The sequence below is a fragment of the Enterobacter sp. 186315 genome (assembly GCF_053290175.1).
This window is the reverse complement of the sequence record NZ_JBPTTK010000009.1, coordinates 108,171-122,727: the sequence shown is the minus strand read 5'-3', so window position 1 is coordinate 122,727 and position 14,557 is coordinate 108,171. Positions and strand designations below refer to the sequence as shown.

The window sequence follows — 14,557 nt, the reverse complement described above, 5'->3', positions numbered from 1 at the left end:
TTTCCGTTTACCCAGAGAGAAGAGGCGAGAGCCAGTACAGCATCGCCATCCATACGATAAAACCACCCGTCAGCAGCGCGCCTGCGCCTTTACCAATTTGCCGTTTTCGCCGCCAGCAGAGCAGGGCGAAAATCACGCTGACCAACAGCATCACACCGTAATCGCGCGAGAAGGCCAGCGGATTAAACGGTCCTGGCGCGATCAGTGCCGGTAAGCCGGTCACAATCGCGATGTTGAAAATGTTCGAGCCGATGATAGTGCCAATCGCGATATCATCTTCACCCTTACGTGCGCCTGCAATCGCCGTGGCCAGTTCCGGCAGGCTGGTGCCAATGGCGATCACCGTCAGGCCAATGGTTAATTCGCTCATGGCGAAATAGTTCGCCAGCACCGTGGCATTATCGATCACCATGCGCGTGGCCATCGGCATAATAATCAGCGCCACGCCCAGCCACAGCAGCGCAACGGGCAGAGTTCCCTCGCGCGGCAGCTCCGCGACATGTTCACGCGTGAGGCTGTCGTTGCCCTGTTTTTCGGCCTGGCGGGCGAGTTTAACGATAAACAGCAGCCATATCACGGCCAATGCGAGCAGGAAGAGGCCGTCGCTGTAGCTCAGCACCCCGTCGTACAGCACGCAGCCCGCCAGCAGACTCACGATCAACATTAGCGGCAATTCACGACGCAAAACATCAGAATGCACGTGAAATGGATGTAGCAGGGCGGCCAGGCCGAGGATCAGTAAAATGTTGACGATGTTAGAGCCAATGGCGGTGCCGATAGCCAGGTCAACCTGGCCGTGGAACGATGCCGAGACCGACACGATAATTTCAGGAAGCGAGGTACCTACGCTGACAACCGTCATGCCGATAATGAGCGGCGGGACGCCAATCAGCCGGCATAATATTGATGCAGCAAATACTAAACGGTCAGCACTGTAGACCACCAAAAGTAAACCGATTATTAACAGTGCTGTTGCTAAAAGCATCAAAAGTCCTTTCTTCAGGTATACTCGCCGGTCCACTGCGCATGAATCATGTTGCTCAACATGCAATCTCAGCCGTCACGAATTCCTAATTTTGACTTTATGCGCTGGAAAAGTAAAACAAATGCCAGCTTTCGCTAACCTCAACGGCTATTATTCTGTAAAAATGTTGGGTTTAGGGCTGATTTAAGCGTCATGCTTAATATGAACCAGGGTAAGAAAGGAACCATAAATGAGCCAAACGATGGCGAATTTAGTCGATGTCCGTGGCGTCAGCTTTTCTCGCGGCAACCGGTTGATATTTGATGATATTTCTTTGACAGTCCCCCGCGGTAAAATCACCGCCATCATGGGGCCGTCCGGAATTGGTAAAACCACCCTGTTGCGCCTTATCGGTGGGCAGATCCCGCCGGATAGCGGCGAAATCCTCTTTGACGGGGAAAACGTCCCGGAGATGTCACGCTCGCGTCTGTATACTGTCCGCAAGCGCATGAGTATGCTCTTTCAGTCGGGTGCGTTATTCACCGATATGAACGTGTTTGATAACGTAGCCTACCCGCTGCGTGAGCACACCCATTTACCGCCTGAATTACTGAAAAGCACGGTGATGATGAAGCTTGAGGCTGTCGGCCTTCGTGGGGCGGCCAAATTAATGCCGTCTGAGCTGTCGGGCGGTATGGCGCGTCGTGCGGCGCTGGCGCGAGCTATTGCGTTAGAACCCGATCTCATCATGTTCGATGAACCCTTCGTCGGGCAGGACCCCATCACCATGGGCGTGCTGGTGAAGCTCATTTCTGAATTGAACAGCGCGCTTGGCGTGACCTGCATCGTGGTTTCTCACGACGTGCCGGAAGTGCTGAGCATCGCTGATTACGCCTATATTGTGGCAGACAAAAGGATCGTCGCGCACGGTGGCGCTCAGGCGCTACAGGAAAATTGCGATCCCCGCGTGCGGCAGTTCCTGGACGGTATTGCAGACGGCCCGGTGCCGTTCCGCTATCCGTCCGGGGACTATCATGACGATTTACTGGGAATAGGGAGTTAAGCCACTCATGCTGTTAAATGCGTTAGCCGCTCTGGGACACCGTGGCATAAAAACCCTCAGGACCTTCGGGCGCGCCGGATTAATGTTATTCAACGCGCTGGTCGGCAAACCGGAATTCCGCAAGCACACGCCGTTGCTGGTGCGACAGCTTTATAACGTCGGCGTGTTGTCGATGGTCATTATCATCGTATCAGGTCTGTTTATCGGCATGGTGCTCGGGCTCCAGGGTTATCTGGTCCTGACAACCTACAGTGCGGAAACCAGCCTCGGGATGCTGGTGGCGCTCTCCCTGCTGCGCGAGCTGGGGCCGGTGGTTGCCGCGCTTCTGTTTGCCGGACGCGCGGGTTCAGCCCTGACCGCAGAAATTGGCCTGATGCGCGCCACCGAGCAGCTTTCCAGCATGGAGATGATGGCGGTCGATCCGCTGCGCCGCGTGATCTCCCCGCGTTTCTGGGCGGGAGTGATTTCACTGCCGTTGCTTACGATCCTCTTCGTCGCCGTTGGGATCTGGGGCGGCTCGCTGGTCGGCGTTCACTGGAAAGGGATTGATGCCGGGTTCTTCTGGTCTGCCATGCAGGACGCAATCGATCTGCGGATGGATTTAGTGAACTGTCTGATCAAGAGCGTAGTTTTTGCTATTACGGTCACCTGGATCGCGCTGTTTAATGGTTACGATGCCATCCCTACGTCGGCGGGGATCAGCCGTGCGACAACACGTACTGTTGTTCATTCGTCGCTGGCCGTACTGGGTCTGGATTTTGTGCTCACCGCACTGATGTTTGGGAATTGAGTTCATGCAAACGAGAAAAAATGAAATTTGGGTCGGCGTATTTCTGTTACTGGCACTGCTGGCTGCGCTGTTCATCTGTCTGAGAGCGGCGGATATCACCTCTATCCGCACCGAGCCGACCTATCGTATCTATGCCACCTTCGATAACATCGGCGGCCTGAAGGCGCGCTCTCCGGTGCGTATCGGCGGCGTGGTGATTGGCCGCGTGGCGGATATCACCCTGGACGAGAAAACCTATCTGCCGCGCGTGGCGATGGATATCGAAGAGCGCTACAACCATATCCCGGACACCAGCTCGCTTTCTATCCGCACGTCTGGCCTGCTGGGTGAACAATATCTGGCGCTTAACGTCGGATTTGAAGACCCGGAGCTGGGAACGACTATCCTTAAAGAAGGAAGCGTGATCCAGGATACGAAATCAGCCATGGTGCTGGAAGATATGATTGGTCAGTTCCTTTACAACAGTAAAGGTGGTGATGATAAGACCACTGACGCCGCGCCGGCCCCAGACGCGACGAATTCATCTCAGGAGAAGTGATACATGTTTAAACGACTGTTAATGGTAGCCATGCTGGTCATTGCCCCTCTGAGCGCAGTACATGCTGCCGACCAGACTAACCCGTACAAACTGATGGATGAGGCGGCGCAGAAGACCTTCACCCGTCTGAAGACGGAACAGCCAAAAATCCGCGCTAACCCTGATTACCTGCGTGATGTGGTCGATCAGGAGCTGCTGCCTTACGTACAGATTAAATACGCGGGCGCGCTGGTTCTGGGTCGTTACTACAAAGATGCGACGCCTGCACAGCGCGATGCCTACTTTGCCGCGTTCCGCGAATACCTGAAACAGGCTTACGGTCAGGCGCTGGCGATGTATCACGGTCAGACCTACCAAATCGCCCCTGAGCAGCCGCTGGGCGATGCCACCATCATTCCTATTCGTGTCACAATCGTCGATCCTAACGGCCGTCCGCCGGTGCGTCTGGACTTCCAGTGGCGTAAAAACTCCCAGACCGGTAACTGGCAGGCGTATGACATGATTGCTGAAGGGGTGAGCATGATCACCACCAAGCAAAACGAGTGGAGCGACCTGCTGCGTACCAAAGGCATCGACGGTCTGACCGCTCAGCTGCAATCTATCTCCCGCCAGAAAATCACCCTGGACGAGAAAAAGTAATGCAGCAGCAACTTAGCTGGTCGCGCGAAGGTCAAACCTTATTGCTCTCTGGCGAGCTGGATCAGGATGTGCTGAACCCGCTATGGGATGCGCGCGCAGACGCGATGAAAGGCGTTACGCTGATTGATTTACGCGGCGTGTCCCGCGTGGATACTGCCGGAATTGCCCTGCTTGTGCATCTTGTTGAGACAGGCAAAAAGCAGGGGGCAAAGGTGACGTTGACCGGCGTCAGCGACAACGTTTTGACCCTCGCACAGCTCTATAATTTGCCCGGCGACGTATTACCGCGCTAATTTTTTCAGTGCGTTACTTCTGAAAGCCCCGACTGTTTCATTGTTGGGGCTTTTTGCTTGTTTAAGACGACGCCACTTTGCTCTAAGATGTTGGGCTTGTTTTCACTATCAGATGATGTAGACCCCATGGAAAATCATGAAATCCAGACAGTGCTGATGAACGCACTCTCCCTTCAGGAAGCCCACGTCACTGGCGATGGCAGTCACTTTCAGGTTATTGCTGTGGGTGAGATGTTCAACGGCATGAGCCGCGTGAAGAAACAGCAGGCTGTATATGCGCCGCTGATGGAGTACATTGCGGATAACCGCATCCACGCCCTGTCGATTAAAGCGTTCACCCCGCAAGAGTGGGCACGCGATCGCAAACTAAACGGTTTTTGAGCTGTGGGTTTGCGCCCGCAGCACGGTTGAATTTTCAAGAGAGCTAACACATGGACAAATTTCGTGTACAGGGGCCGACGCGCCTCCAGGGCGAAGTCACAATTTCTGGCGCTAAAAATGCCGCGCTGCCTATCCTCTTTGCAGCATTGCTCGCAGAAGAGCCGGTAGAGATCCAGAACGTACCGAAGCTGAAAGATATCGACACGACCATGAAGTTGCTCGCTCAACTTGGCACTAAAGTGGAACGTAACGGTTCAGTCTGGATCGATGCCGGTAACGTGAACAACTTCTCCGCGCCGTATGACCTGGTGAAAACCATGCGTGCATCCATCTGGGCGCTGGGCCCGCTGGTGGCGCGTTTCGGTCAGGGGCAGGTTTCTCTGCCAGGCGGTTGCGCTATCGGCGCGCGTCCGGTTGACCTGCACATCTTTGGCCTGGAAAAACTGGGCGCTGAGATCAAGCTGGAAGAAGGTTACGTTAAAGCGTCCGTGAATGGTCGTCTGAAAGGCGCGCACATCGTCATGGACAAAGTGAGCGTGGGCGCCACGGTGACCATCATGTCCGCGGCGACGCTGGCTGAAGGCACCACCATTATCGAGAACGCCGCGCGCGAGCCGGAAATCGTGGACACAGCCAACTTCCTCGCGACGTTAGGCGCGAAGATCAGCGGTCAGGGTACCGATCGCATCACCATCGAAGGCGTTGAGCGTCTGGGCGGCGGCGTTTACCGCGTACTGCCAGACCGTATCGAAACCGGCACCTTCCTGGTGGCCGCGGCCATTTCTGGCGGCAAAATCGTCTGCCGCAACGCGCAGCCGGACACCCTGGATGCGGTGCTGGCAAAACTGCGTGAAGCGGGTGCGGATATCGAAGTCGGCGAAGACTGGATCAGCCTCGACATGCACGGCAAGCGCCCGAAAGCCGTTACCGTTCGCACTGCGCCACACCCGGCATTCCCGACCGACATGCAGGCACAGTTCACGCTGCTTAACCTGGTCGCTGAAGGCACGGGCGTGATCACCGAAACCATCTTCGAAAACCGCTTTATGCACGTACCGGAACTGATCCGTATGGGCGCGCACGCAGAGATCGAAAGCAATACGGTTATCTGTCACGGCGTTGAGAAGCTGTCGGGTGCGCAGGTTATGGCAACCGATCTTCGTGCTTCCGCAAGCCTGGTGCTGGCGGGGTGTATCGCGGAAGGAACTACCGTGGTGGATCGTATCTACCACATCGATCGCGGCTATGAGCGTATCGAAGACAAACTGAACGCGCTGGGTGCCAATATCGAGCGTGTGAAGGGCGAGTAATCGTCCGGCAGCCCCCTGCCAGAAATGACCGGGGGGTTGCTATTCCTGTCAAAAAAGAGCGTCAGTCCTGATGCTCTTCCTTCACTTTTCTCTGGCGCAACATCCGCGTTCTGTCGATAAATTCGTGCGTAACGGGATCGTGATAGCGCGAAGGCCAAATAATCCACGGTTGTGTTTCAAGTGCGGTAGCGATGATTAATTCGCCCTTAGGCCACGGGCGGGTCAGTGCGTTGGCCAGCGTCGAGGAGCTTAATCCGTTGCGGCGAGATTCTGCTGCCAGCGATGTCCCTTTTTTGCGGAGTGCTGCAATAATATCGGCCGAGTGCCAGTCGATAAATTTCATATCCATAATGCTGTCCTCGTAATCGTATGCGTCTGCGCCAGTCTCGTGGAATGGCCGGGTCACTATACCTTCTTCGAACAGCTGTTCTAAAAAGTTCGTATTACGGGAAGCAATATTCAGAATAAGACATAGCTTTATTCATGCGGCCTGTAAGTCGATGATTTAACGCGATTATGGAATTTATAAACTCTTACTGGAGACTCCCCGTGAGGTTCACGGGGAGAGGAGGAGCGATTAACGATCGCGCTGAACGGCGATGTGGGCCAGACCAATTAACGCATCACGCCACGGGCTGTCTGGGATCGACTGAAGGGCTTCAATGGCTTTGTCCGCTTCTTCTTCCGCACGCTGGCGCGTCCAGTCGAGTGAGCCACAGATAGCCATTGTTTCCAGTACAGGTTCCAGAAGATGGCGACCATTTCCCTGCTCAATCGCTTCGCGGATCATTTGCGCCTGTTCCGGCGTGCCGTTACGCATCGCATGGAGCAGCGGCAGGGTCGGTTTGCCTTCGTTCAGATCGTCGCCGACGTTTTTACCCAGGGTTTCGCCGTCGGCGCTGTAGTCGAGCAAATCGTCAATCAGCTGGAACGCGGTGCCCAGATAGCGGCCATAGTCCTGCAACCCTTTTTCCTGCGCTTCTGTACAGCCCGCCAGAATACCGGAGCATTGCGCCGCCGCTTCAAACAGACGCGCCGTTTTGCTGTAAATCACGCGCATGTAGTTTTCTTCGGTGATGTCCGGGTCGTTGACGTTCATCAGCTGTAGCACTTCGCCTTCCGCGATGACGTTTACCGCCTCTGACATCACTTCCAGCACTTTCAGTGAGCCTAAAGAGGTCATCATCTGGAAGGCTCGGGTATAGATAAAATCGCCCACCAGAACGCTTGCCGCGTTGCCAAATGCGGCGTTTGCCGTGGCTTTGCCCCGGCGCATGTCAGATTCGTCCACAACATCGTCATGGAGCAAGGTTGCCGTGTGGATAAACTCGATCAGCGCCGCGATGGTGACGTGCGCATTTCCCTGATAGCCAACGGCTCTTGCCGCTAAAATTGCTATCATTGGACGAATACGTTTGCCGCCGCCACTGACGATGTAATAGCCCAACTGATTGATCAGCTGAACGTCAGAGTTGAGTTGCTCCAGGATTGCTGCATTCACACCCGCCATATCTTGCGCGGTTAACTCGTTGATTTTTTCTAAATTCATCGCAAAAGCCGGGCTTTGTATCCTGTTTATCCCACATCAAATGGGTTAACGAAGGGTTTCGGTTTATCAATAGTAGTGCTGATTGTACTGAAAAAACGGCTCAGATAAACGTTACCGTACGTGTTGTGTTTTTTTTCTTCATGTATCGACTCTAGCACTTGTCAAAGGCTCGCGTTTTGCGTAATATTCGCGCCCTATTGTGAATATTTATAGCGCACTCTGAATCATACGAGGACGTGCGCGGAAGCGGAGTTTATATGTACGCGGTTTTCCAAAGTGGTGGTAAACAACACCGAGTAAGCGAAGGTCAGACCATTCGCCTGGAAAAGCTGGACATCGCAACTGGCGAATCTGTTGAGTTCGCTGAAGTTCTGATGATCGCAAACGGTGAAGAAGTCAAAATCGGCGTTCCTTTCGTTGATGGCGGCGTGATCAAAGCTGAAGTTGTTGCACACGGTCGTGGCGAGAAAGTTAAAATCGTTAAGTTTCGTCGTCGTAAACACTACCGTAAGCAGCAGGGCCACCGTCAGTGGTTCACTGATGTGAAAATTACTGGCATCAGCGCCTAAGACCTGAGGAGAGATTTAAATGGCACATAAAAAGGCTGGCGGCTCCACACGTAACGGTCGCGATTCAGAAGCTAAACGCCTTGGCGTTAAGCGTTTCGGTGGCGAATCCGTTCTGGCGGGTAGCATCATCGTTCGTCAACGTGGCACCAAATTCCACGCTGGCAACAACGTAGGTTGCGGTCGTGACCACACTCTGTTTGCTAAAGCAGACGGTAAAGTGAAATTTGAAGTTAAAGGCCCGAACAACCGTAAATACATCAGCATCGTTGCTGAGTAAGGTTTTCTCGGTCCGGTAACGGATTAAAGCCCCGCACCCTGTTGCGGGGCTTTTTACATTGGAAACCCGGTAATTTTTCTGTAGGGAAAACGGGCATGAAGCAGCAGGCCGGCATTGGTATTCTTTTGGCGCTCACCACCGCAATGTGCTGGGGTGCGTTGCCAATCGCAATGAAGCAGGTACTGGAAGTGATGGAACCGCCTACGGTGGTGTTTTATCGCTTTTTGATGGCAAGCATTGGTCTTGGCGCTATCCTCGCCATCAAAGGCAAGCTTCCCCCTCTGCGCATCTTCCGTAAACCGCGCTGGCTGGTTTTACTGGCTATCGCAACGGGCGGCCTGTTCGGAAACTTCATTCTGTTCAGCTCTTCCCTGCAATATCTCAGCCCCACGGCCTCGCAGGTGATTGGTCAACTCTCACCGGTAGGCATGATGGTCGCCAGCGTCTTTATCCTCAAAGAGAAGATGCGCGGCACGCAGATTATCGGGGCGAGTATGCTGCTGTGTGGCCTGGTGATGTTCTTCAACACCAGCCTGATCGAGATTTTCACCCGACTGACGGATTACACCTGGGGTGTAATTTTTGGTGTGGGAGCAGCAACGGTCTGGGTGAGTTACGGCGTCGCGCAAAAGGTGTTATTGCGTCGTCTGGCTTCACAGCAGATCCTCTTTTTGCTGTACACTTTATGTACAGTTGCTTTACTGCCGTTAGCTAAGCCGGGCGTTATCACCCAGCTCAGCGACTGGCAACTGGCGTGCCTCATCTTTTGTGGGCTGAACACGCTGGTCGGATATGGCGCGCTGGCCGAAGCAATGGCGCGCTGGCAGGCAGCGCAGGTGAGCGCGTTAATCACGCTGACGCCGCTGTTTACGCTGTTATTTTCAGATTTGTTATCAATGGCCTGGCCCGATGTCTTCGTCAAGCCGATGCTCAACATGTTGGGCTATCTCGGTGCGTTTGTCGTGGTTGCGGGCGCGATGTATTCCGCCATTGGTCATCGTCTTTGGGGGCGTTGGCGCAAAAATGAAGCGGTACCCGCTCAGGCGAATGAGTTACGGAGAGTAAAATGAAGTTTGTTGATGAAGCAACGATCCTGGTCGTAGCAGGTGATGGCGGCAATGGTTGCGTAAGCTTCCGCCGTGAAAAATACATTCCACGCGGCGGCCCGGACGGCGGCGACGGTGGTGATGGTGGTGACGTGTGGTTGGAGGCAGACGAAAACCTCAACACGCTGATCGACTACCGTTTTGAAAAATCTTTCCGCGCAGAGCGTGGCCAGAACGGCCAGAGCCGTGACTGTACCGGTAAACGTGGTAAAGACGTCACCATCAAAGTGCCTGTCGGAACCCGCGTAATTGACCAGGGCACCGGCGAAACCATGGGTGATATGACCAAACACGGTCAGCGCCTGATGGTCGCAAAAGGCGGCTGGCACGGTCTGGGCAACAGCCGTTTCAAATCCTCTGTTAACCGTACCCCGCGTCAGAAAACGATGGGTACGCCTGGCGATAAGCGCGACCTGCAACTGGAGCTGATGCTTCTGGCTGACGTCGGGATGCTGGGGATGCCAAACGCCGGTAAATCGACCTTTATCCGTGCCGTATCCGCTGCTAAGCCAAAAGTCGCGGACTATCCGTTTACGACGCTGGTGCCAAGCCTCGGCGTGGTGCGTATGGATAACGAGAAGAGCTTCGTGGTTGCTGACATTCCAGGGCTGATCGAAGGCGCCGCAGAAGGTGCGGGCCTGGGGATTCGCTTCCTGAAGCACCTTGAGCGCTGCCGCGTACTGCTGCACCTCATTGATATCGATCCTATCGACGGTTCCGATCCGGTTGAAAATGCCCGCATCATTATCGGCGAGCTGGAAAAATACAGCGAAAAACTGGCCTCTAAGCCGCGCTGGCTGGTCTTCAACAAGATCGACCTGATGGATAAAGCAGAAGCCGAAGCGAAAGCGAAAGCAATTGCAGAAGCGATGGGCTGGGAAGATAAATACTATCTGATCTCCGCTGCAAGCCAGATGGGCGTGAAAGATCTCTGCTGGGATGTGATGACCTTTATCATCGAGAACCCGGTTGTTCAGGCAGAAGAAGCGAAGCAGCCTGAGAAAGTCGAATTCATGTGGGATGACTACCACCGTGAGCAGCTTGAAGAGCTGGCAGGCGAAGAAGACGACGAAGACTGGGATGACGACTGGGATGAAGACGACGAAGAAGGCGTCGAGTTTATCTACAAGCACTAATCTCAATAAGAAGCCCCCGCTCAGGGGGCTTTTTTTTAGCTCAACGCTGATGGCAACCAGCAGCTTGCGATCAGGCCGCCCTGCGCGCCGTTCTCAAGCGTCAGCCTGCCGTGGTGGAGCTGTACGATACGCTGAACGATACTCAGCCCCAGACCGCTGCCGCCGTAGCGCTGGTCAAGGCGACGGAAGGGTTCGGTGATGGACTGGCGATGTGCTTCATCAATGCCCGGCCCTTCGTCGATAACGCTGACCAGCGTACCGCCATCCTGCTCCGCCAGCCTGACCTCAATCGTCGTTCCCGTCGGGCTATAGCGCGCCGCATTCTCCAGCAAGTTCCTGAGCATCAGGCGCAGCAGCACTGCGTCGCCCTGTACCGTCAGCGGGCTTTTTTCCGGCCAGATAATCCTGTGCTCTTTGGCTTCGTGCTCGAGCCCCAGTGGAGCAATGATATTTTCCGTCCAGACAATCGTTTCGTAATGACCGCTGGCCATGGCCTGCCCGGCGCGTGCCAGCATCAGAAGCTGTTCAACCGTATGCATAAGCTGGTCGATACGGGTAATTAACGAATTGGCCTGCTGCGATCCTGACTGCGCCATCAGTTCCAGATGCAGCCGTATCCCGGCAAGCGGCGTGCGAAGCTCGTGGGCAGCATCAGCGGTAAAGAGGCGTTCCTGCTGGATAGTGTGGTCAAGTCGGGCGAGAAGCTGATTCAGCGAGGCTGTGACCGCACCAATCTCTTCCATGTCGGAATATACTGGAACAGGCGTTAGATTATCTGCCGAGCGGTTGGCGAGGCTGTCGCGCAGTTTATTCAGCGGGCGGGTAATCCACGATACCGCCCAAAACGAGAAGAGCAGGGTGAAGCCCACCATCACCAGTGAAGGGACCAGCAGCGAGGCGATCGCTTCGCGGATCTCTTTCTCGACGTGGTTGTTTCGCGCTTTGGCCGACAGCGTTTCATTCACCAGAAACCCAATCTGCTCACGGCTTTCATGCCAGAGCCATACAACGCTAATGAGCTGGAAAAACAACAGGATGACTGCCAGCAGAACCATTAACCGCCGACGCATACTGTTCATTTTTGGCTCTCCAGGCGGTAGCCGACGCCGCGAACGGTTTTGATCCTGTCTTTGCCGAGCTTGCGGCGCAAATTATGGATATGCACTTCGAGGGTGTTTGATCCCGGATCGTCCTGCCAGGAATAAATATCCTGCTGGAGCGTTTCGCGATGAACGGTCTGGCCGCTACGCATAATCAGACGCGTCAGCAGGGCGAACTCTTTCGGCGTCACCTCAACGGGCTGGGCGTTGCGCAGCACCTGCTGGGTTTGCAGATTCAGCGTAATATCGCCATCGGTTAGCAGGTTATCGCTGTGGCCCTGATAACGACGGATCAGCGCGCGGACACGCGCCTGAAGCTCCGCAAGCGCAAAGGGCTTAACCAGATAATCGTCCGCACCCGAGTCAAGGCCATTGATTCTGTCTTCAAGCGCGTCGCGCGCGGTGAGGATCAGCACCGGGTTATCCACCCCCCTGCGGCGCCACTGGCTGAGCAGCGTTGCGCCGTCTTTATCCGGCAAGCCTAAATCAAGAATAACCAGACTGTATTCGCCGCTCTGAATCAGTGAATCCGCCTCTGCGGCCGTTGCCGCGCAGTCCAGCGCATAGCCTTCGTTAGCCAGCGCCAGCGCTAATCCTTCCTGCAATAACAGATCGTCTTCAACAATAAGTAATTTCATCACTAATTATTCTGGTAGATGTCTTTGTAGAGCCTGCTCTCAAAGCGAACCAGCGGGATACGACGATTGCGCTGATCGGCCGGTTCGACAGCATAGCCGGAAAGATATTGCACGAACGCCATGCGTTGACCGCTGGCGGTGGTGATAAAGCCTGCAAGGTTATACACGCCCTGCAAAGAACCCGTTTTGGCTGACACTTTGCCATCAACGCCCGCTGCGTGAAGCCCGGCGCGGTACTGAAGCGAACCATCATGTCCGGCAAGCGGCAGCATAGAGATAAAGTTTAGCTCAGTGTCGTGCTGTGCAATGTACTGAAGCACCTGCATCATCGTTGCCGGGGAGATGAGGTTGTGGCGGGACAGCCCTGAACCATCTACCGCAATGGTATTACCCAGATCGATGCCCGCCTGCTGGCGCAGGATCTGACGCACGGCATCTGAGCCTGCGCGCCACGTTCCCGGCACGCCAAAGCGGGCATGACCAATCATGCGGAACACGGTGTCAGCGATCATGTTGTCGGATTTTTTCAGCATGATCCGCAGCAGATCGTGCAGCGGGGCCGACTGCTTGCTGGCGATCACCGTGCCCGGCTGATTCGTCTGGGTCTGGCGCAGCAGCGTACCGGTGTAGGCGATCCCGGCCTGTTTCAGTTCATCTTTGATGATTGCCCCGGCGTAACTTGCCCCGTCCTGAATGGCAAAGGCCAGCGGAAGCGGATCGGCGCGCTGCGTCAGGCAGCCGGTGAGGGTGAAGCGGTTAAGATCGCCGGGCACCACGTCCAGCTCGCAATACTGTGCGTCCGGCGAGCCCTTCGCCAGCGTGCGCACCTGGCTAAACATCGTCACCGGGTAATAAGAGGCCACGCGAATAAACGCCATGTCGTCAGGCTTTGGGGCGCTGTAAAGCGACACGGAGAAGCAGTTACGATCGACGATAGCGGCGGCAGGCGGGGCGCTAAAGCACTGGGTCATGTCGTTCCAGGGCCAGCCGGGGGCTTTGTCATGGCTGGCGAAGATCGAGGTGTCAATCAGCACGTTGCCGTCAATCTGCTGAACGCCTGATTTTTTCAACACCGCGACCATATTGCGAATATCCTGACGTTTTAAGGTCGGATCGCCGCCAAAACGGGCAATCAGATCGCCTTTCAGGACACCGCCGTCCACGTTGCCTTTGCTTTCAAGCGTGGTAGTAAAGCGGAAGTCAGGGCCCAGCTGAAGCAGGGCGGCAAGGCCGGTGATCACCTTCTGGGTACTGGCGGGCAGCGCCATTTGCTGGCTGTGATAGTCAATATCAGGCGTCTGGGCTCCGACCTTTTGCACCATCAGTGCAAGGTTAGCGCCAGCGGGCAGCTGATTAATGTACTCATCAACATTCGCGGCCTGAACGGTGAACGTTAAACTGGTAGTCAATCCGATGATAAATCTGGAAAATCGCATAATCTCGCGCTAACAACCCGGAAACAAACCGCCATACTACGGCGCATCGCCCTGCAAAGTAAACGATGACCCATAGTGAACTTCGCGTTAAAATGCGTATCAAATTGAAAAATTGCTGCTGGCCTGGGGCTTCGCTTCCGGGTCGGTTTTCTTTTTGCTTCTGGCCCGCTCACGTCGCGACGTCGCGGGGACAGAGGCCGGAGCGGGTGACGCTGCTCCCAACAGGAATGTTTAAGAGGTATAACAAATGCAAGCTATTCCGATGACCTTACGTGGTGCCGAAAAACTGCGCGAAGAGCTGGATTTCCTGAAATCCGTTCGTCGTCCTGAAATCATCGCCGCTATCGCGGATGCGCGTGAGCATGGCGACCTGAAAGAGAATGCTGAATACCACGCCGCGCGTGAGCAGCAGGGCTTTTGTGAAGGGCGTATCAAAGATATCGAAGCGAAACTGTCGAATGCACAGGTTATCGATATCACCAAAATGCCAAACAACGGCCGCGTAATCTTCGGTTGTACCGTAAGCGTACTTAACCTGGACAATGACGAAGAGCAGACTTACCGCATTGTTGGTGACGATGAAGCTGACTTCAAACAGAACCTGATTTCGGTGAACTCGCCGATTGCGCGTGGTTTGATCGGCAAAGAGCAGGATGATGTGGTCGTCATCCGCACGCCTGGCGGCGAAGTAGAATACGAAATTATCAAGGTCGACTACCTGTAATTCGCATCTACGCTAAGATGTTGATACATTGTAAAGAAAGGAAA

At 54.8% G+C, this 14,557-nt stretch carries 18 protein-coding genes; 12 read left to right on the top strand and 6 right to left on the bottom strand.

Translation table 11 applies throughout. The annotated features are described in order from the left end of the window. Window positions 1-7: 7 nt before the first annotated feature. Window positions 8-985, bottom strand: a complete 978-nt coding sequence (locus tag ACSVHP_RS12740) for a calcium/sodium antiporter (protein WP_447552096.1) — start codon at window positions 983-985, stop codon at window positions 8-10. Between the two features lie 229 nt (window positions 986-1,214). Between ACSVHP_RS12740 and mlaF the strand changes: the two genes are divergently transcribed. The 7 genes from mlaF to murA all read left to right on the top strand — a co-directional run bounded on the left by mlaF (window position 1,215) and on the right by murA (window position 5,978). Next, window positions 1,215-2,027: a phospholipid ABC transporter ATP-binding protein MlaF gene (gene mlaF, locus ACSVHP_RS12735; RefSeq protein ID WP_234673298.1), complete on the top strand. Its 813-nt coding sequence runs from the start codon at window positions 1,215-1,217 to the stop codon at window positions 2,025-2,027. Between the two features lie 7 nt (window positions 2,028-2,034). After that, window positions 2,035-2,817 carry a lipid asymmetry maintenance ABC transporter permease subunit MlaE gene (gene mlaE, locus ACSVHP_RS12730; protein ID WP_417316183.1) on the top strand — a complete coding sequence of 261 codons (783 nt, stop codon included), beginning with the start codon at window positions 2,035-2,037 and terminating at the stop codon, window positions 2,815-2,817. 4 nt (window positions 2,818-2,821) lie between these two features. Further along, window positions 2,822-3,355, top strand: coding sequence for an outer membrane lipid asymmetry maintenance protein MlaD (gene mlaD / locus ACSVHP_RS12725; protein WP_234673294.1), 534 nt, complete (start codon window positions 2,822-2,824; stop codon window positions 3,353-3,355). A 3-nt stretch (window positions 3,356-3,358) separates the two neighbouring features. Beyond that, the gene (gene mlaC, locus ACSVHP_RS12720) at window positions 3,359-3,994 is read left to right on the top strand and encodes a phospholipid-binding protein MlaC (RefSeq protein ID WP_234673292.1); all 636 of its coding nucleotides are present in this window, start codon (window positions 3,359-3,361) and stop codon (window positions 3,992-3,994) included. Further along, complete coding sequence (gene mlaB, locus ACSVHP_RS12715; protein WP_447552095.1) at window positions 3,994-4,287, top strand: lipid asymmetry maintenance protein MlaB; 294 nt, start codon at window positions 3,994-3,996, stop codon at window positions 4,285-4,287. The genes mlaC and mlaB overlap by 1 nt, the downstream gene beginning before the upstream one ends. Before the next feature lie 126 nt (window positions 4,288-4,413). Then, window positions 4,414-4,668: a BolA family iron metabolism protein IbaG gene (ibaG, locus tag ACSVHP_RS12710; RefSeq protein ID WP_044597584.1), complete on the top strand. Its 255-nt coding sequence runs from the start codon at window positions 4,414-4,416 to the stop codon at window positions 4,666-4,668. A 50-nt stretch (window positions 4,669-4,718) separates the two neighbouring features. After that, a complete protein-coding gene (gene murA, locus ACSVHP_RS12705) occupies window positions 4,719-5,978 on the top strand; it encodes a UDP-N-acetylglucosamine 1-carboxyvinyltransferase (RefSeq protein WP_447552094.1) in 1,260 nt (419 codons plus the stop codon). 61 nt (window positions 5,979-6,039) lie between these two features. Here the strand turns inward: murA and sfsB are convergent, their stop codons facing one another. Next, the gene (sfsB, locus tag ACSVHP_RS12700) at window positions 6,040-6,327 is read right to left on the bottom strand and encodes a DNA-binding transcriptional regulator SfsB (protein WP_234673286.1); all 288 of its coding nucleotides are present in this window, start codon (window positions 6,325-6,327) and stop codon (window positions 6,040-6,042) included. A gap of 228 nt (window positions 6,328-6,555) precedes the next feature. Further along, window positions 6,556-7,527: an octaprenyl diphosphate synthase gene (gene ispB / locus ACSVHP_RS12695; protein WP_417316176.1), complete on the bottom strand. Its 972-nt coding sequence runs from the start codon at window positions 7,525-7,527 to the stop codon at window positions 6,556-6,558. Between the two features lie 257 nt (window positions 7,528-7,784). Between ispB and rplU the strand changes: the two genes are divergently transcribed. The 4 genes from rplU (at window position 7,785) to cgtA (ending at window position 10,615) form a co-directional block, all read left to right on the top strand. Continuing rightward, window positions 7,785-8,096, top strand: a complete 312-nt coding sequence (gene rplU, locus ACSVHP_RS12690; RefSeq protein WP_010436026.1) for a 50S ribosomal protein L21 — start codon at window positions 7,785-7,787, stop codon at window positions 8,094-8,096. Between the two features lie 19 nt (window positions 8,097-8,115). Next, window positions 8,116-8,373, top strand: a complete 258-nt coding sequence (gene rpmA / locus ACSVHP_RS12685) for a 50S ribosomal protein L27 (RefSeq protein WP_004385076.1) — start codon at window positions 8,116-8,118, stop codon at window positions 8,371-8,373. 95 nt (window positions 8,374-8,468) lie between these two features. Further along, window positions 8,469-9,443 carry a DMT family transporter gene (locus tag ACSVHP_RS12680; protein ID WP_417314567.1) on the top strand — a complete coding sequence of 325 codons (975 nt, stop codon included), beginning with the start codon at window positions 8,469-8,471 and terminating at the stop codon, window positions 9,441-9,443. Beyond that, window positions 9,440-10,615 carry an Obg family GTPase CgtA gene (gene cgtA, locus ACSVHP_RS12675; RefSeq protein ID WP_417314566.1) on the top strand — a complete coding sequence of 392 codons (1,176 nt, stop codon included), beginning with the start codon at window positions 9,440-9,442 and terminating at the stop codon, window positions 10,613-10,615. Before ACSVHP_RS12680 ends, cgtA begins: the two co-directional genes overlap by 4 nt. 35 nt (window positions 10,616-10,650) lie before the next feature. Here the strand turns inward: cgtA and pmrB are convergent, their stop codons facing one another. The 3 genes from pmrB to dacB are packed head-to-tail and all read right to left on the bottom strand — an operon-like array spanning window position 10,651 to window position 13,789. Beyond that, complete coding sequence (gene pmrB / locus ACSVHP_RS12670; protein ID WP_447552093.1) at window positions 10,651-11,694, bottom strand: two-component system sensor histidine kinase PmrB; 1,044 nt, start codon at window positions 11,692-11,694, stop codon at window positions 10,651-10,653. Continuing rightward, complete coding sequence (gene pmrA, locus ACSVHP_RS12665) at window positions 11,691-12,353, bottom strand: two-component system response regulator PmrA (protein ID WP_234673276.1); 663 nt, start codon at window positions 12,351-12,353, stop codon at window positions 11,691-11,693. The genes pmrB and pmrA overlap by 4 nt, the downstream gene beginning before the upstream one ends. A gap of 2 nt (window positions 12,354-12,355) precedes the next feature. After that, the gene (dacB, locus tag ACSVHP_RS12660; protein WP_417314563.1) at window positions 12,356-13,789 is read right to left on the bottom strand and encodes a serine-type D-Ala-D-Ala carboxypeptidase; all 1,434 of its coding nucleotides are present in this window, start codon (window positions 13,787-13,789) and stop codon (window positions 12,356-12,358) included. Window positions 13,790-14,036: 247 nt separating this feature from the next. On the opposite strand from dacB, the gene greA reads away from it, so the two are divergent. Beyond that, a complete protein-coding gene (gene greA, locus ACSVHP_RS12655; RefSeq protein WP_234673272.1) occupies window positions 14,037-14,513 on the top strand; it encodes a transcription elongation factor GreA in 477 nt (158 codons plus the stop codon). Window positions 14,514-14,557: the final 44 nt, after the last annotated feature.